The organism is Terriglobia bacterium, assembly GCA_020073185.1.
In the GTDB taxonomy this organism is placed as follows: Bacteria; Acidobacteriota; Terriglobia; order Terriglobales; family Acidobacteriaceae; genus JAIQGF01.
On record JAIQFT010000025.1, the window covers coordinates 26,416 to 44,313 of the forward strand.

Consider the following 17,898-nt stretch of genomic DNA (forward strand, 5'->3'; position numbering starts at 1 on the left):
CAGCGGGATTTCGCATCAGTGAAGTTCATAGGAACATACCGGTGCAGAAACAGAACATCATGACTAGGGCCGCAATGATACCCCTGGTCTCGGTTTGCGGTTTCAAGACTTCTGGCTTGAATGCCACGAAAAGCATCATCACAAAGAAGAATACGAGAGCGGGGAGAAGAGTCCGTAACAGCACGAAATCTGTTACCGGTGCACCCGGCGTGACAACCATTCGGTACGGCAGAACGATACACGCAAAGAACACGGCAGCGTAGACTGCTTCCAGCTTCAACGCAATAACGTCTGACTTATACCTTGGCGTCGGCGCATAGCGTTGCCGAAAACCATTGGGCGGAGAGGACCTTGTGCCATACATAAAAACATGAGCGCATGCGCCCAAGACAACGACCAACACCATAGCTCTCCAGTGCATCGGCAGCACGACTTTGATTCCCGAGTAGTTCTGGTAGAGAACCGGAGCAAACGCAAGCGATAGCGTCATGCTCAACGAGAGCACGATCGCTGCCCAACCATGGGGAGTCGTTTTGCCGCTCCCCGCCCCGTATTTCCAGCCGAATAGCCGCTCGGCAGCAGACCACAACAACCCATAGAGAAGAGCCGCGAGCAATGCAACCACGATGATGGTGGTCAGCGCGTCGACTCCCGAGACTGAACGGCCCGGAACAGTTGGACTACGTTCAATCAGAGAAACAACCAGTCCCACGACGCTGGCAAATGTGCCAATGGCGCTACCGCCCTTCCCTCCGAGAACCTGCAATGATCCTGAAGACGCGTGGCCAACCATCTCGCTCCCTAGCTAATGTCTACCCGGGATGCCGAGTTCCCTATCCATGGGAACTTCAGTTAAACCAGTGAGTTGAGATAGGGAAGTATGAGCCCACGCACTGGAAAGTCAACGACGAACATCAGAAAATGAAGCCGTCGCGGCGAGGCGCGAGGGCTGTTGTGTTGATCTTGCCACTTGCGGACGGCGGGCGAAGCTAGTCTGTAACCCACTTTGCACCACCGCTTATGAAATTCCAATGCAGTGTATAGCAGGTCCGCTGGTATGCAACTTGCGAGGAAAAGGATCTCGGCGGGCCAACCCGCGCTCTGGCCAAGAGCTAATGGCTAATAGCCAAAAGCTAGTCCACCAACTTCACATCCACCGCTTTCCCGACAATATCAATCTGCGTTGCCTGCTGCTGGCTGGTGGTGGTGCTGTAGATGCGCAACTCGCCGCCTTCGATCACGTACACGACGCTGCGGCCCGAGATCGGCTCAATTCCGGTCACATCGCCACCGCCCGCTGGCGACAGCACCGCCGTGCCCGCCCCGGTGTCGACGATAGACAGGCAGCCCTGCGCCGAGTTGTTGCACGTCCGCGAGCCGATGAACAGCTTGCCGTTAGAACCCAACGCGATCCGCTGATGGTAGCCGTCGCTGATCGCCACGCCCGACTTAGTTACCGTCAGGCTGCTCGTATTGATCACGTCGAGCTTGCCGCCGCCGGCTCCGGTCCCGGCTACGTACAAGTTGCTGCCGTCCAGTAAACCGATGGTTGCCGCCGACACCGGAATGCTCGCTCCGGTCGTATTCGTCGCCATGTCCAGGACCGTGACCTTGGCCGCTGTTCCGCCGCACTCCGGGCCGCAATTGAGGATGAAGGCCTTGCTGTTGTCGGTGCTGAACACGCCGAATACCGGACGGTCGAACCCGGTCACCGTCGTCGCCGTCTTCGTGCTGGTGTCAATCACCCACATCTGATCAGTACCGTCGGCGAATACGAGCAGCTTTTTGCCGTCCGGGCTCAGCACCACCCGGCGCGCCCGCGGCACTGGAATCGAGTCCGTGAGCGTGCCGTTAACGACGTTCAGCACCTCCACTGCGCCCGAGGTTTGCCCGGTGATCACCGCGTTGGGAACGGCGACATACGCCGTGGTGTTGTCCGGGGCGGCCAGGAAGCTTTCGGTGAAATCAGCCAGCGGAATCTGTCCGCTAAGCGACTCCGTCGCGTTGCTAATCACGCTGATCGTGTTTGCCGACTGCCCGAATACCAGCGTCAGCGTCTTGTCCGGGGTGAGCGCCATCTGCGCCGGCGTTGTCCCCGTGGAGACGGTATTCGCAAGCGTTTGCGTCGATGCGCCGCTCAGGTCCGTTGTCACCGTCGTGTTGACGGTATCGTTCGCCGCATTCACGATGTCAATCTGGCTCTGAAAATTGTTGGTGACGAAGGCCCGCTTCTTGATGCCGCTGGTCGGGGTCGTTGAAGAAGACGGATTATTGTAGTTGCCGCACGAGATCAGCAGCCCCATTGCCGCCGTGCACAGAATCAGGATGATGGCTCGCTTCAAACTTTCGGACTCCCCCTGATTGCGATTTACTAGGAATGCTCGGATTAGTCATTATAACCAAACACCGGTTCCGCTCCGGGGTTGCGGCCTTTCTGCGATGCCCTGTTCGTAGTACATTGCTCACATACCTGGGACCCAACCCGACATGGCTTTCGACCTCATCGCGCGCCTCAAACAACGCCCCATGCTCTGTGACGGAGCCATGGGCACGCTGCTCTATTCCAAGGGCATCTTCATCAACCGCTGTTATGACGAGCTCAACCTCGCCATGCCCGACCTGATCCGCGAGATTCATCACGACTATTTCCAGGCGGGCGCGGAAATCGTCGAGACCAACACCTTCGGCGCCAACTCCTTCCGTCTGGCGCGCCATGGTTGCGCGGAGAAGACCAAGGCCATCAATCTCGCCGGCGTACAGTTGGCACGCGAGGCCGCCAAGGCCTTCAGCGGCCTGGTAGCCGGCTCGGTCGGCCCGCTCGGGGTTCGCATTGAGCCCCTCGGAAAAATTTCACTCGACGAAGCCCACGCCGCATTTCTCGAGCAGATTTCCGCCCTCGTCGAGGGCGGTGTGGACCTGCTCATCCTGGAGACATTCGGCTACCTCGACGAAATCCGTCAGGCCATCCGCGCCGCCCGCGACGTGAATCCCGACGTTCCCGTCATCGCGCAGGTCACCATCGATGAAGACAGCAACTGCCTCGACGGCTCCAGTCCCGAGACCTTCGGCGCCAAGCTCGCCGACTGGGGCGCCGACGTCATCGGCTGCAATTGCAGCGTCGGGCCCGGCGCTATGCTGGCCGCCATCGAGCGTGTGCATCAGGTCACCGACGCCATTCCGCTCTCCGCCCAGCCCAACGCCGGCATGCCGCGCGCCGTCGAAGGACGCAACATCTATCTCTGCTCGCCCGAGTACATGGCGAATTACGTCCCGCAATACGTCGCTGCCGGCGTGCGCCTCATCGGTGGATGCTGCGGCACCACCCCCGAGCACATCAAGTTCATGAAGTCGTTCGTGCGCGCCGACGCCGCCAAGGGCGCCGCTTCGCCCACACTAGTCAAGACAAGGCCCGAGGTGCCTACTGTCCCTACGCTCCCCCTCGAACAGCGCACCAAGCTCGGCGCCAAGATTGCCCGCGGCGAATTCGTCACCTTGATCGAAATCGTCCCTCCGCGCGGCACGCAGCCCGGCAAGGAAATCGACGCGGCGCGCTTTCTGAAGTCCGTCGGCGTCGACGGCATCAACATTCCCGACAGCCCGCGCGCCTCCGCCCGCATGAGCAATCAGGCGCTGGCCACGCTCATGCAGCAGCAGGTCGGCATCGAACCGGTTCTGCACTACACCTGCCGCGACCGCAACGTGCTCGGCATCCAGTCTGACCTGCTCGGCGCCGAGGCGCTCGGCATTCGCAACCTCATTTGCATCACCGGCGATCCGCCGAAGATGGGCAACTACCCCGATGCCACCGCCGTCTTCGACGTGGACGCCATCGGTCTGGTCAACATCGTGGCCAACCTGAACAAAGGCCTCGACCTGGGCGGCAATCCGATCGGCGCCGCCACTGCTTTCGTGATCGGCGTCGGCGCCAATCCCGGCTTGCCCAACATTGACGAGGAGGTCCGCCGCTTCCACTACAAGGTCGAGGCCGGCGGCGAATATGCGGTCACGCAGCCGGTCTTCGATCTCAGCCTGCTAGAGCAGTTCCTGCGCAAGATCGAGGATTGCCGCATTCCGGTGGTCGCCGGCATCTGGCCGCTGGTCAGCGTGCGCAACGCCGAGTTCATGCAGAGCGAACTGGGCGTCGCCGTGCCCGACGACATCATGAAGCGCATGGCCCGCGCCTCCACCGCCGAGGCCGCCCGCGCCGAAGGTGTCGCCATCGCGCGCGAAATGTTGATCGCCGTCCGCTCCATGGTCCAGGGCGCGCAGATCAGCGCTCCCTTGGGCCGCTACGCCGCTGCCGTGGACGTGCTCGAAGCCCTTGGCACTTCCCGATCCAGCGACAGCACCAGCGCGTGATTGCCGACTACCGATCACCGCAAACCCGGCAAGCTTCCCTAGGGCAAAATTTATCCCGCATTCCAGAACCGCAGTGCATTAGAATCTGGCGGAGAGGATACTTTGCCCAAGTTCGAGGAGTGCCTGCAACGGTTGGAGAAAATCGTGGACGAGCTGGAAAAGGGAAACGTTCCCTTGGAACGCGCGATCAAGCTCTTCGAAGAGGGCGTACAACTTTCCAACTCCTGCCGGCAGGAATTGGAAGCGGCCGAGGGCAAGGTGGAGATCCTGCTCAAGCAAAACGGCAAACTTCAAGCTGAACCTTTCGAGCCCGCGACCGAACGGGCCGAGGCCAAACTCTAGTCCAACCTTTCCATAGACCGTACTTTCCAGCGTGAAAGGGGGCCACATGCAGCCGTTAAACGTCGTTGTAGCCAGCCGCGATTCCCAGGCCGCGTCCCAGCTTGCCGCTTCGTTGCACCAGCACTTTCGTTCCATCACCGTGGCGCGCTCTTTGGAGGAAGTCCGTAACGCCATTCCCAAGCACCGTGCCCAGCTTGCCATCGTCGATCTGGATCTGGCCTCCCTCGAAGATGTCGAGCGTCTCACCCATGATTTCGATCGCACCAGTATCGTGTGCACGCACCGCATTCCCGACGAGGAGATGTGGGCCTTGGTGCTGGCGGCCGGCGCCATTGACTGCTGTCAGAACGCCGATGTCAGTGGCATCGTTCAAGCCGCCACCCAAGTCAAGTTGGCGCGCTCCACCGCTGCCTAGCGTCGCCGGACGAGCACGCGCAAATCGAACCCTCTGCCTTCGAACCCGCTCCCCTTGAGCGGGTTTTTCCTTTCCTGCGCCGGAGGCACGAACGCTGGTAGCCCAGCACGCAGTGCTGGGAATAAGCCCTGAAAACTCTCCGCGAATCCCGAAGGGACGGCGCGAACCGATACAATCAACCTGTCGGATGAAACGTCTCCTCCTCCTCTCCACTACGACCGGGTACCAGGCGCAGCAATTCCGCGCCGCCGCCGCGCGGATGGAGATTCCCCTGGTGCTGGCCTCTGATACCTGCCACGCCATGGACGATCCTTGGGGTGACGGTGCGATCTCTGTCCGCTTCCAGAAGCCGCGCGAGTCTGCCGGAAAGATCCGCGAATTCGCCCAGCATCAGCCCATCCACGGCCTGGTGGCCATTGGTGATGCGCCCACCGTCACCGCCGCGCTCCTCGCCCGCGACCTCGCGCTGCGCTTCCATCCGCCTCACGCAGTCGAGCTCTGCCGCAACAAGTTCCTCGCCCGCCAGCGCTACCAGCAGGCCGGCATGCGCGTGCCCTGGTACGCGCGGTTCAAGCTCGCCTCCGATCTGGCGCAAGCCTCGCGCGCTGTACCCTATCCGTGCGTGCTGAAGCCGCTCGGACTCTCCGCCAGCCGCGGCGCCATTCGCGCCAACCACGAGCGGGAATTTGTCGCCGCATTTCGGCGCATCACTGCCCTGCTGCAGCAGAAGGACGTGAAGATCATGCGCGATGAGAGCGCCGCCTGGATCCAGGTGGAGAGCTTCATTCCAGGCCGCGAGTTCGCCGTCGAGGGCCTGGTGACGCGCGGCCGCCTGCGCGTGCTCGCCATCTTCGACAAGCCCGATCCGCTCGACGGCCCCTTCTTCGAAGAGACCATCTACGTCACGCCCTCGCGCCTCAGCGGCTCGGCCCAGCAGGCGATCACCGACTGCAGTCAACAGGCAATCACCGCGCTCGGCCTCACTGACGGTCCCGTCCACGCCGAGCTGCGCCTCCACGATGACGGCCCGTGGATGCTGGAGGTCGCGGCACGGCCCATCGGCGGCCTGTGCGCGGGCGCGTTGCGCTTCGACCGCGACGGCCATCCTCTTTCTTTGGAAGAGCTCATCCTCCGCCACGCGCTCGGCGAACCCGTGGACGGCATCCCGCGCGAGAGCTGCGCCTCAGGCGTGATGATGATCCCCATCCCGCACGAAGGCTTCTACGAGGGCTTGGAGAACCTGGAGGCGGCGCAGCAGGTTCCTGGCATCGAGCGTGTCGAGATCACCGCCAAGTTCCGTCAGAAGCTGGTCCCGCTGCCGGAAGGCGCCAGTTATCTGGGCTTCATCTTCGCGCGCGGACCCAGCCCGCAATCGGTGGAGGATGCGCTGCGGGAATCCCACCGGCAACTTGCATTCCTGATTTCACAGGCAATTCCTGTTATCTAACAGAAGATGCTGCCCACGCGGAACAATCGTGGACGGGCACGATGTGAGCCTTGCGGTGCGGTGAGCGGGAGTGACCGGGGCTGAAAGCGGAATCGACACTGCCAGTTCGAAAGGCCCGGAGGATCGCTCCCCCGGGCCCACAAGCGAATCTCTACTTCAGGAATACATCGACCCTATATTGCTCCGTGTTTTGCTCCTTGTCCTTCTTCCAGCGATCGAAGCCAATCCGGTCGTAAATGGTGTAACCGTTCACCAGAATCTGCCACATGCCTGCTTGGGGATTCTGAATGGCGGCGCGTTCAAGGCCATTGATAGTAGCTCCGTCAAAATTGAAGGTGCCGTCCGGGGCGACCAGGATCATATCGATATCGTTGGTCGGGTAAGAGGCCCAGTCGTGGTTCCAGGTCAATTCGAAGTCCGCCTCGCCGGTTCCGGCGGGCACATTGAATGGAATTGCGACCGTGTCGCCCTCACCGACCTTGCCCTTGGTGTGGAAATTCGGCTTGCCCTTCAACGTGGCCGTGGCGGAATAGTCAGCCGACACCCGTCCGGCATTTGTCCAATCTCCCGTAAACGTCACCCGGAGAATGCCCGCCTCCGGATTTGGGATCGTAAATGTCATCGGCCCGGTAATGAGCCCCGGCCCCACCTTGTAATCGCCCTCGCCGATGGCGGAGGTCTTGGCCGAGTGCACGGCAAAGATTAAGTCGTCACCATATATTTGGTTCTGCTGCGCCGGATCGTTCTCGGGCGTGACGCCGTTTACGCTGATGGTGATGCCTCCAACGTCCTTCCCAACTTCGAGGTAGAACTCGCGGCGCTGCCCCGGCAGCAGCTTGACTGCCTTCCCGGAAACCGTTCTTCCGGGCGCTAAATCGTCAACGCGCAGCCACAAACGTTGCAGATTGTCTTCCACCTCTCCACTGGGCCAGAGGGAGGGAAGGATCCACCCCGGCAGCCACCACCATGTCTGCAGCAACTTGATCGAGTGTGCCACGTCGAGATAGCCGGCGCCCTGATCGAACACGCCGGAGTTGTCGCCCAGCAGATTATGGTTCGTGGCCAGAATGATGGCATTGCGAACCTGCGCCGCTGACGCAGACGGCACGGCCTTGCGGATCAAGGCTGCCGCCCCGGCAACGGTTGGCGCCGCGAACGAGGTCCCACTCACAAAATACAGTCCGCCGCTGGATCCCTGCGCAAAGTTGTAGTCGCCGGCCGTGGTGACATCGACCCCGATGCGGCCGTCGGCGGTCGGTCCACGGGAACTGAAGTAGGCCGTCTGAATCGCATTCGACGGCCGGTAAACTGTGCCGAAGCCCGGGGTACAGGTGGTGTAATCCAAGTAGATCCGTTCGTGAGTCGGGGTGGTCGCTGCCGCCGATGAGATCGAGGCGAAACTGGTGGAAGGCGTACCGGTGGTTAAGCCCGACGGGCCGGCATTTCCCGACGAAACCGCTACCGTCATCCCGACCGACAGCATTTGCTGCACCAGTTGATCCTCCACGTCACGCCCGGCGATCATCGTCGGGCCACCCAGGCTCATATTGAGGACTTTTATGTTGAGCGAGTCATACACAAACGGATCGTCCTCCGTCCCCGATCCCGATACCGGGACCGCGGGATGCCCGGCCAGGTAGTTCTTCTTCATCGTGATGGCACGGTCCATGGCGGCAATAATCCGCGATGAAGGAGTCGAACTCGAAGTGGCTGCAAAAACCTTCATCGCATAGATCTTGGCGCCCGGTGCGACACCGGTTATGGGAAGAACGTAGGAAGTCGGGAAGCCGTACGGAGTTCCGTCCAGCACCGAACTAGGAGCGTTGAAAGCCATCGACTGACCCAGGCAACCCGTTTTCGACACCAGGAAGCCGGCATGGCCGGCGATCATGGAGCCAGTCCAGGTACCGTGGGGGCCATTGTTCCGGCTCGTGGCCGAAACCGTATCGCCACTGAAGTTCTCGCCTCCGATCACGGTTCCCGTCAGGGTAGCGACCCCCGAGTAGTTGGCGGTGCCACTGTCGATGAGTGCCACCACCACATCCTGCCCCAGGTTGCCGCCAGCCTGCACGGTGCTGGCGTTGATTAGATCGTTGTTGAAGGTGTAATCGTTCGGCGAAGATGCCAGCGACTTCAAGGCAGCTTCATCCAGCGCAATTGTGCCGTCGGTATCGACGGGAATCTCGCGCACGCCCGCACCCCGCAGGTCGCGCGTCGGGGTCAGATACATCACCATGTCTTTCGATACCTTAAACTCCGGCACCGAACTCAGGGCGGCCTGGGCACTTGCCGGGACGATGGCCGCCACCGCATTCACATTTGCGTACTCGTCGGTGATGGCGCCGCCGAGCCTTTGGATCGTGTTTCTCAGAACCTCCCTGGGGCCGGTCGAACTAACGATGACACGGGTGTCCTTATCGGCCGCCCAAGCGCCCGCCGCCGACAAGAGCAACATTGCAAGACATAGCCAATGTGACAACTTTCTGCCTCCAAGCATAATGAGCTCCTCCTGGGAGAATCGTCTTTGATTCCTGGGACAATATTTCGTGGGGCCAGTAGCCTAGCCCTCGTGCAGCCTGATGTCTAGAAATGCTTCACTGCATGACCTTCGAATTGCGCGTTTTCTTTTCCCAAGAAGGGAAGCACCGTGGCGGGTACCCACTGCTGGCGGGAGCGGACGAAGCGTTACCGCCTAAACGGAGGCTGCCAACCACGTATCATTTGGGGCGGTTGCTGCTCCCGGGGCTGGTTGCGGATACCTTGTAGTCCTTGCGAATCCTCTTGATTCCCGGCAAATGCCTCAAATCATCGGCGGCTAGGTCGGGAATCGCCACCGTGGCCGCATGGATGTTCTGAAACTTGTTCAATACCACCCCACCGAGCCGTTCGATCGCCGGTTGTGGAAGCACGGCATTGTCCTCTAGCGTGACAATAACCGTGGTTGCCGGGTCAGCAGCCTCTACGCCTCTGATCTGCCGGGCCGACGTGCAGGGGCTTGCACTACTTCGCAAAAACCAGTTCAACCCGGACGAGGAACGGGCTGCAACCTTCCATCCCGCCTGCTCAGCCTTGGCGCCGAAATCCGCGTCCGCCGAGCGAAGCTGCACAAGACATTCCTGCTCCATCGCCACACCGTCGCGGTTCGGCCTGGTCTGCGAATTGACTGCGATGACTCCGGCGATCAGGCAGATCGTCAGCCCGCTTGTACATGCCAAGATCGTCCAAGCATCTGGCCGCATAATCACTCCTAGACGGAGATCCTCCGTCCGAACCAGCAGGATTGGTTTAGAGAGTCCCGTGGAACGGCGCACAATCGCTTCCAGCCAGCTAGCTTTTGCTCCGCGGTGGCACGTAGCCGGGTGGAAACGCCGAGCCCTCGCCGAAGAAATATTCTTCCATGTGTTTGAGGATCAGCTCCTGGTCCTGGCGATTGGCGGGATTCAAGCGGTACTCGTTGAGCACCATCTTGCAATATTCGCCCCAGAGCTTCCAGGCCTCGGCGGAGACCTGCTCGTAAATGCGCTGGCCCAGCGGGCTGTCGAACGGAGGCTCGTCGAGCCCCGGCATCTCTTTCTGAAACTTCACGCAGAACACTTTGCGCGCGTTGGGATCGGCGTGCGGTTGCGGCGGCTCGCCGGCGAAGGGATTACCACAGCTCATGTACGCTCCTCATATCTCGATTACGATTTTAGCGCATCGCAGTGCTGCGGGTCACAAGCCCATTTCGCTGCCCACAAAATGAAAAAGTCAGAACGAAGAATTTGGGCTCTCGCCATTCTCCATTCTGACTGCTTCTGACCTCTGACCTCTTACTTCCTGCTTCTCCCTGGCGAAGCGAGCTAGTCTCCGGCCATGCGTTCGGGCCTGGGTTCGACGGCAGGGCAGTCGCCCAGGATCGGCTGGCAGGCCGGATCGTGGCCGATCTGGATTACCTGCGGTGTGGGCTTCAACTGGAACTGCTCTTCCTCGGTCGAGCCTTCCAGCGCCTTGGTGGAGGTCATGCCTTGAGAGATGACCTCGGTGACGGCGTCGAAGTAGCCGGTGCCGACGAACTTCTGGTGCTTCACCGCCTGGTATCCATACTCGTACTCGCGGCTGAATTCCTTTTCCTGCAGGCGCGCGTAGGCGGTCATGCCCTTGTCGCGATAGCCGCGCGCCAGTTCGAACATGCTCAGGTTGAGCGAGTGGAAACCGGCGAGGGTGACGAACTGGAACTTGTAGCCCATCTCGGCCAACTCCGGCTGGAAGCGCGCGATGTCGGCATCGCTCAGCTTCTTCTTCCAGTTGAACGACGGCGAGCAGTTGTAGGCCAGCATTTTGCCCGGGAACCTGGCGTGCACGCCCTCGGCGAAGCGGCGCGCCTCCTCGATATTGGGCTCGGAGGTCTCGCACCAGATCAGATCCACGTACGGCGCGTAGGCGATGCTGCGCGCGATGGCGTAGTCAAGGCCGCCCTGCACGCGGAAGAAACCTTCGGTGGTGCGCTGGGGTTGGACGAACGCGCGGTCCAGCGGATCAATGTCGCTGGTGAGCAGCTTGGCGGAGTTGGCGTCGGTGCGCGCCATCAGCAGTGTGGGCACGCCCATCACGTCGGCGGCCAGGCGCGCGGCGACCAGCTTCTGGATCGCCTCCTGCGCAGGGACGAGGACTTTGCCCCCGAGGTGGCCGCACTTCTTCGCCGAGGAGAGCTGGTCTTCGAAGTGGACGCAGGCAGCCCCGCCCTCGATCATCGCCTTCATAAGCTCGTAAGCGTTCAGCGGGCCGCCAAAGCCGGCTTCCGCATCGGCCACCAGCGGCGCAAACCAGTAGGTGCCGTTCTTCCCTTCCGCGTGGTCGATCTGGTCGGCACGCAGCAGCGCGTTGTTGATCTTGCGGCAAAGATTGGGAACGCTGTCGGCCGGGTAAAGGCTCTGGTCGGGATAGGTCTGGCCGGCGTCGTTGGCGTCGGCCGCGACCTGCCAGCCGCTGACGTAGATGGCCTGGAGGCCGGCCTTCACCATCTGCACGGCCTGGTTACCGGTGACCGCGCCGAGCGCGGGAACGTACTCGCCGCTGTGCAGGAGCTCCCATAACTTCTCCGCACCTATGCGGGCCAGCGAGTGTTCGAGGCGCACGCTGCCGCGCAGCCGCTCAACGTCAGCCATGGTGTAAGGACGGGAAACGCCCTTCCACCGCGGATTATCATTCCAGATGTTCTTCTCTTTGGATTCTCCATTCGCAGGCATCCGTCAATCTCCTTCGTCTAATGGGTTCGAGGCCGGGGAACCGGTGTTCAGCATTTCGAACACCGTTCAAGGTGGTGTACACAGAGTAGAGGCCGCCACCGCCGCCGGTCAATTTGTATGTTCAACATATTGAACACAAATTCATGATCACGTACACCCAAGTTTTCGATTGGCGTAACCAAGGTACTCGTTCAGCATATTGAACAATAGTTCGACCCGCGGTAGCATAGGGCCGGCGACGCCCAAAACTATGACCCTTGCCGCCGAATCGCCGTCCACCGCGGTTGACCGCACCATCGCCATCCTGGAGGCGGTGGCGGCGCGCGCCTCGGGCATGAGCAACGCCGAGATCAGCCGCAAGCTGGACATCCCCAAAAGTTCGGCGAGCTACATCCTGCGCGCGCTGGAGAGACACGGCTACCTGCGGCGCGACGGCGAAAACGGCAAGTACCGACTCGGCCTGAAGGTGCTCAACCTGGGCCGGGGCGCGCTCAACGGCGTGGACGTGCGCGAGGTCGCGCTGCCCATCATGCGCACGCTGGTGGAGCACGTGCACATCACCTCGCATCTGGCCATCCTCGACGGCACCCAGGCGGTGTACGTCGAGCGGGTGGAATCGCCCGGCTTCGTGAAGATGGACACCTGGGTCGGGCGCCGCATGGAGATTTATTCCACCAGCGTCGGCAAGGCGCTGGTATCGCAGCTTCCCGAAGCCCAGGTCCAGGCCATCCTGCGCGATCGCGGAATGAAAAAGCGGACGCCAACCACAATCACCAACCCGGCGCGCTTCCTGCGCGAGCTGGAACTAGTGCGCGAGCGCGGCCACGCCTTCGACGACGAGGAGAACAGCGCCGGCGTGCGCTGCGTGGCAGCGCCGGTATTCAACGCCGCGGGCGCGGTCGAGGCGGCGCTGAATGTCACCGGCACGACCCAGCAGGTGAACCGGGAAACGCTGCCGCGGATCATCGACGCGGTAAAGGACTCAGCGCGGCGGATTTCCACCCAGTTGGGTTATCGTCCGGCAAGGGTCGGCATAGGCAATCGCAAGTAATTTCAAGCGCCAGCCGGGGCTGCTCAGATCGCTGCCGGCCGCAAGCCCATTTCCTCTGGTGCGTCCGCCGCCTCCGATGCCGGAAAAATGTCAAAAACATAATCGTGGGCGTGGAGGGCGAGTGGGTCCATTTTGCCGGACTGCACGCGTTGGACGATCTCCTCGCGCGAGAGATCAAAGATGGCGTCCAAAATCTGCGCGCACTCCTGCTCCTTGGCCGGCGCGACCACGAACAGCACGCGAGCGCTGTGCTGGATGTAGCGTGACGAGAGCAGTTGCCGCTGCAGCAGGTCCATGATGAGCGGCGCTTTGGCGCGGTCGAAGCGGCCGGGATCGCCGCGGCGGTCCAGTTCCGCGAAAAATTCCGCTGTCCACTCGTTGTGGTAGTTCCAGACCTTGTCGAACATCTCGCGGGTGAAACGAGTGCCCGCCTTGACCGGCTCGGCGTTGGCCGCCAGTTCGACGCCGTCGGCGGTGAGCGCCTGCCGCTTGAAATAACCGTCCTTGGTGATGGTGGCCTGGTGATGCGCCACCGTCCATAGCCAGGAGACGTCAATGCGGTAGGTAGCGAGGTCGTTCATGAAGCGCAGTTTCAGCTCGTAATCGTCAATGGCAGCGGCAAAGTTGCCGTTGAGTATCTGGAAGCCGTAATTGGCCGCCATGTAGAAGGCGTGTTGGATGTGCTCGATGGTGACATCGCCCTTGGGCACGCCATAAATGTCGTCCCAAAGCTTGTGACTGAAAAGATTCTCCGGCGTATCGACCGATTCGCGGGCGATGACCGCAGGCGTGATTTTCCCCTGCGCGTTCAACAGGCCGCGCGATTGCAGCACGGAGCGCTCGGCGTCGCTGAGGCCACTGGGGACGGTAGGAACGGGCTTGCCATTCACCTCGGTTGCTTGCTGCGGCGCGTCGATTCTGGCTTGCAGTTGCGCAACCGGAAGGCGCAGCGGCTCGTTGCCGGCGGCGACATAAGCGGTCTCCGGACTGGCAACCCAGCTTTGGCGATAGGCGTCGTAGAGCTGGCCCTTGACGCGGCCGTCAAGGATATCGTCCAGCGTCGGATTCCCTGCGGCCAGGGGTTGCTCGGGCACAAACATCAGGCCGATCAAGCGCTCGCGCGTCTTGTCAATGACCATGGCACGCAGCGCGAGAGGGTTGTAGCGCGAACGCCCGTAGACATCGCCCTGCTGGTAGATCATCACCGCCGCCATGCCGCCGATGGGGGCGGCCTGGGTGAGTTCGGCGTTTTTCATGCCGGCCATGAGCATCAGCAGCGCGTTGTAACGTTGGTAGGTAATCATGTTGGGCGAAGCCATGCCGACGGTCTGCGGGTCAGGGAAAACTCCCTTGGCATCGTCTTTCCACATTTCGATGATGCTGCCCAGGTAGTCCCAGCGGCCGACGTTGGTGCCGAGCAAGCGGCGGCGCAAGACCCAGGTGATCGCCGGCAGGATGCGGCCAGCATTTCCCTCTTCGTAGAGCACCTTGATTTTGAAGGTGCCGGCGGGAACGCCGATCAGACCTTCAATGCGCGACAGCAGCCTCTCCAGGATGAGCGCTTCCTGCGGCGTCTGAAGCTTGGGAATGTAAAAGTAGACGCCGGTGCCGGCGCGCTTCAGCGAGTCGTAGTTGTTGAACGTCCACAGGACCGTGATGGCGACCAGGCCGGGCGCGGGTTCGCCATCCACGACGATGTGGTCGAACACGACATGGTTCCCCGGCGGGCGGCAAAAGCGCGTCGGCCATCCCGAAGGCGGCTTGTTGATCTTGTACGCGCGCTTTTTCCCTTTCTTCACCACCTCGTACGGGCGATCGCTCCAGCGACCCTCCAGAATTTCCTTGGCGTTGTGCAGGGCCGCGAAAATTCCGATGGGCTGGTCCTTCGAGGCGCCATCGGGCCGGAAGTGCGGCGGGGAGGCGTCTTCCCAATCGGGCATGTTGACCGGCGCTTCACTGTTGAGGGCGTTGAATGCCATGTCGAGCGGAGACCAGGGACCGGTGAGCTCCAGGCCGGGGTTGGTCAGCGGGTGCGCGTCGGCGGGTATGGGCACTTCCTCATTGAGGCGCCAGCGCCACTGGGTTTCACGGCCGAGATAGTTGTCAATCATGCCCTGCACGATGTGGCGATAGGTCCAGGGCTTGCCGGTGACGGGATCGTCAAAGCGGTCGTCCCACACCGGCCAGGCATATTTCTCGCGCACGGGCGTGGGCGACTGCAGCAGCTTGCGGCGCGCGGTCAGGGCGGCGGCAATGGCGGGACGCAGCTCGCGGGTGAGCGTGGCGATGGTGTCTTCGACCTGGAGCTCGCGTCCGTTGACCTTCTTATTGCCGAAGAGGCCGGGAAATGCCTGCAGAATGTCCTCGCGAATCATGGACTGTTTCTCTCCTCAATTTTTATTCAGGGGCGCGCCGGGCACGCAAGGGAAGAAAGATGCAGTAGTAGAGATGCGCGACGGCCGGGCGCCGACGGAAAAAATATCGCAAGGCATCAGAGGAAACCCGTCGTTTCTGGCGCAGCAAAAAGGGGGCCGCCGGCGCGATCGCCAACGAGCCCCTGAGTGCCTATAAGCAGATTGCTGCTCACACCATCGTTACTTACACGAAGGCCTTTTGCGGTTTTCCCGCGAGGCGTGCCGCTTCGGCCTCCTCCTGCTTTTGTAATTCCTGTCCCTTGAGGTAGGTCCGTTTGGCGACCGGTTTCAGCCAGAACAGCGCCAGGAAAGCCGCCAGCAAGTCACAGAAGACCATGGCGTAGAAGACCTGAACCCACGAGCCAGTCTTGACACTGGCCAGCGCGGCCACCGGTCCGGCAAAGATGGAGGCCAGACCCTTGGACGTGTAGACAATGCCATAGTTGGTCGTGGCCCATTTCTTGCCAAACAGGTCACCGGTGATGGAGGGGAAGAGCGAGAAGATCTCGCCCCAGGCGAAGAAGCACAACCCCGACAGCAGGATGAACCAGATCGGGTGGCTGATGGTGTGCAGCAGTGCGAACACTGCCGCAGCTTCGCAGAAGAACGCGATGAACATGGTGTTCTCACGTCCAATGTGGTCCGACACCCAGCCCCAGAACGGCCGGGTTATGCCGTTCAGGATGCGATCCACTTCAATCGCGATCACCAGCGCCGACATGCCCCAGGCAATGATGACCTTATCGACCTGATAGAAGCGGGCAATCGGCGCGATCTGGGCAGTTACTACCAAGCCGCCGAAGGCCACCAGCGTCATCATGAGGTAAATCACGTAGAACGCCGGCGTTTTCAACATCTGCCAGTGGGTCATGTCGTAGGTGGAGGTACGCACCTTCACCTTGGAGAGCGCCTCCGCGGCTGACCAGCCCTTCGGTACCCAGCCCTTGGGCGGGGCAACGATCAGCATGGCAGCGCAGAAGACGACGATGCCCTGGATGATGCCCCAGGTGATGAAGGTATGCTGGTATCCGGAGGCTTTCATCATCTTGGCGATGGGCGCCACGGTGATGGCGGTACCAATGCCGTACGCGCCGGAGGTGAAGCCGGCGGTAAGGCCGCGGTGATCAGGGAACCACTTCAGCGCATTGCCTATGCATCCGCCATACACGGCGCCTGCACCGACACCGCCGAGGGCGTACCAGAAGTAGAGCTGATGCAGACTGGTCGCCATGCCCGAGCCGATCCAGCCAAGTCCGACCAGGATACCGCCGATGCCGATGACCAAACGGGGGCCAAGGCGATCGATGAGGTAGCCCTCGAAAGGCACCAGCCATGTTTCCGCAATAATGAACGCGGCAAATGCCACCTGCACGGCGGCCAAGGTTGCGTGCAGGCTTTGGGTTAGGGGTTTAGTGAACAAGGTCCAAGCGTACTGAAGATTGGCAATCGCCATCATGGCGATCACGCCTGCGATCATTTGAACCCAGCGATTGACGACGCGGGGTTCAGTGGGATTGGTTGCCACTGCAGTGGCCATCCGTACACCTCCGAAGGCGATAAACTCCGGTCCCCGACGGTCCCGTTAAAACGAGGCCACCGCCGAAGCAGGTGGCCCCTACACATTAGACTTCCTTCGCGATCTCGTGCCGGAGGGGAATAATACCGGGTACGAGCCAATTGGTCCACATGTCGTCTATCTTGCTCTGGAAGAACTCCGTGTCCTCGTCGATAAAGTGGTTGAACCTGCCCTGCTTCTCCAGGTAAACCTTGACCGGGAGGCGCTTGAATTTACCGTCGGCAATCTGTTTGGATTTGCCGTACAGCTTCACGACGCCGTTCTCGATCTCGTACAACGGCCAGATGCCGGTGTTGACGGCCAGTTCGCCCAGCTCGTGCGCCTGGACGGGATCGAAATCCCAGCCCTTGGGGCACGGGTTCAGGCAGTGCACAAACGTCGGGCCACCGATGCTGAGGGCGCGGCGGACAACGTTCATGGCCTGCAGCGCGTAGGACGTGGAAATGGTCGCTACGTAGCGGCAGGTGGGATGCCCGATGGCCATCAGGGGAGCGACATTCTTTTTCCAGCGGTTGTTCATAATGCGCCGCTTCTTCCCCGGGAAGCTGAACGAGCTGTTCGCGCCGTAGGGTGAAGTGCCGGAAATCTGAATGTCGGTGTTGGCGTACGACTCGTTGTCGTACATGAGGATGAGGAGGTTGTAATCCGGATGGGTCAGAGTCGCCGAGATGGCGGCCAGGCCCATATCCGCGCCACCGCCGTCGCCGCAGAAGGCGATGACGTTGATGGGCTCATCCTTCATCTTGCCCTTGCGCATCTGCGCCTTGAAGGCAGCAGCGGCGCCCAGCACGGCCGAGCCGGAGCTACCCAGTTGCGTATGCATCCAGGGCACGCCCCAAGGCGTGGTGTAATACGAGGTGTTGGCCACGTACATGCAGCCGGTGCTCCCCAGGACGATGGTCCTGGGGCCGGCGGCCTTGGCCAACAGCCGCATCATCTGGGCCGACTCGCAGCCTTGGCAGGTGCGGTGGCCGGAAGTGTAGTACTCGTTGTGGGGGACTTTCTTGACACCCTTGAAGTCCTCCAGGTTTTGGGTCGGTTTTTCGTCTACAAATATAGGCATGTTGTC

Annotated in this window: 14 protein-coding genes; 5 read left to right on the forward strand and 9 right to left on the reverse strand. The window is 61.3% G+C overall.

Translation table 11 applies throughout. The features are described 5' to 3' along the window. Positions 1-25 precede the first annotated feature (25 nt). The gene (locus LAN64_10920) at positions 26-793 is read right to left on the reverse strand and encodes a hypothetical protein (protein MBZ5568347.1); all 768 of its coding nucleotides are present in this window, start codon (positions 791-793) and stop codon (positions 26-28) included. 340 nt (positions 794-1,133) lie between these two features. Further along, the gene (locus LAN64_10925; GenBank protein MBZ5568348.1) at positions 1,134-2,342 is read right to left on the reverse strand and encodes a YncE family protein; all 1,209 of its coding nucleotides are present in this window, start codon (positions 2,340-2,342) and stop codon (positions 1,134-1,136) included. A 145-nt stretch (positions 2,343-2,487) separates the two neighbouring features. Here LAN64_10925 and LAN64_10930 point away from each other — a divergent pair, with 145 nt between their 5' ends. From LAN64_10930 to LAN64_10945, 4 genes are all read left to right on the forward strand, one after another. Beyond that, on the forward strand, positions 2,488-4,359 hold the full coding sequence (locus LAN64_10930; GenBank protein ID MBZ5568349.1) for a bifunctional homocysteine S-methyltransferase/methylenetetrahydrofolate reductase: 1,872 nt from the start codon (positions 2,488-2,490) through the stop codon (positions 4,357-4,359). Positions 4,360-4,461: 102 nt separating this feature from the next. Then, on the forward strand, positions 4,462-4,701 hold the full coding sequence (locus LAN64_10935; protein MBZ5568350.1) for an exodeoxyribonuclease VII small subunit: 240 nt from the start codon (positions 4,462-4,464) through the stop codon (positions 4,699-4,701). A gap of 46 nt (positions 4,702-4,747) precedes the next feature. Next, the gene (locus LAN64_10940; GenBank protein MBZ5568351.1) at positions 4,748-5,116 is read left to right on the forward strand and encodes a hypothetical protein; all 369 of its coding nucleotides are present in this window, start codon (positions 4,748-4,750) and stop codon (positions 5,114-5,116) included. Between the two features lie 187 nt (positions 5,117-5,303). Continuing rightward, positions 5,304-6,563, forward strand: a complete 1,260-nt coding sequence (locus LAN64_10945) for an ATP-grasp domain-containing protein (GenBank protein MBZ5568352.1) — start codon at positions 5,304-5,306, stop codon at positions 6,561-6,563. A 151-nt stretch (positions 6,564-6,714) separates the two neighbouring features. Here LAN64_10945 and LAN64_10950 read toward each other — a convergent pair whose 3' ends face one another. The 4 genes from LAN64_10950 to aceA all read right to left on the reverse strand — a co-directional run bounded on the left by LAN64_10950 (position 6,715) and on the right by aceA (position 11,788). After that, complete coding sequence (locus tag LAN64_10950) at positions 6,715-9,018, reverse strand: S8 family serine peptidase (GenBank protein MBZ5568353.1); 2,304 nt, start codon at positions 9,016-9,018, stop codon at positions 6,715-6,717. A gap of 262 nt (positions 9,019-9,280) precedes the next feature. Then, the gene (locus tag LAN64_10955; protein ID MBZ5568354.1) at positions 9,281-9,874 is read right to left on the reverse strand and encodes a hypothetical protein; all 594 of its coding nucleotides are present in this window, start codon (positions 9,872-9,874) and stop codon (positions 9,281-9,283) included. Positions 9,875-9,890: 16 nt separating this feature from the next. Beyond that, positions 9,891-10,223 carry an oxidative damage protection protein gene (locus tag LAN64_10960; GenBank protein ID MBZ5568355.1) on the reverse strand — a complete coding sequence of 111 codons (333 nt, stop codon included), beginning with the start codon at positions 10,221-10,223 and terminating at the stop codon, positions 9,891-9,893. A 179-nt stretch (positions 10,224-10,402) separates the two neighbouring features. After that, positions 10,403-11,788, reverse strand: a complete 1,386-nt coding sequence (aceA, locus tag LAN64_10965; GenBank protein MBZ5568356.1) for an isocitrate lyase — start codon at positions 11,786-11,788, stop codon at positions 10,403-10,405. A 250-nt stretch (positions 11,789-12,038) separates the two neighbouring features. On the opposite strand from aceA, the gene LAN64_10970 reads away from it, so the two are divergent. Continuing rightward, positions 12,039-12,839 carry an IclR family transcriptional regulator gene (locus LAN64_10970; GenBank protein ID MBZ5568357.1) on the forward strand — a complete coding sequence of 267 codons (801 nt, stop codon included), beginning with the start codon at positions 12,039-12,041 and terminating at the stop codon, positions 12,837-12,839. Positions 12,840-12,862: 23 nt separating this feature from the next. Here the strand turns inward: LAN64_10970 and LAN64_10975 are convergent, their stop codons facing one another. From LAN64_10975 to LAN64_10985, 3 genes are all read right to left on the reverse strand, one after another. After that, the gene (locus LAN64_10975; GenBank protein MBZ5568358.1) at positions 12,863-15,214 is read right to left on the reverse strand and encodes a malate synthase; all 2,352 of its coding nucleotides are present in this window, start codon (positions 15,212-15,214) and stop codon (positions 12,863-12,865) included. A gap of 223 nt (positions 15,215-15,437) precedes the next feature. Further along, entirely contained in the window at positions 15,438-16,790 is a 1,353-nt protein-coding gene (gene oxlT / locus LAN64_10980) for an oxalate/formate MFS antiporter (protein ID MBZ5568359.1), read from the reverse strand. Positions 16,791-16,875: 85 nt separating this feature from the next. Continuing rightward, positions 16,876-17,892 carry a pyruvate synthase gene (locus LAN64_10985; protein ID MBZ5568360.1) on the reverse strand — a complete coding sequence of 339 codons (1,017 nt, stop codon included), beginning with the start codon at positions 17,890-17,892 and terminating at the stop codon, positions 16,876-16,878. Positions 17,893-17,898: the final 6 nt, after the last annotated feature.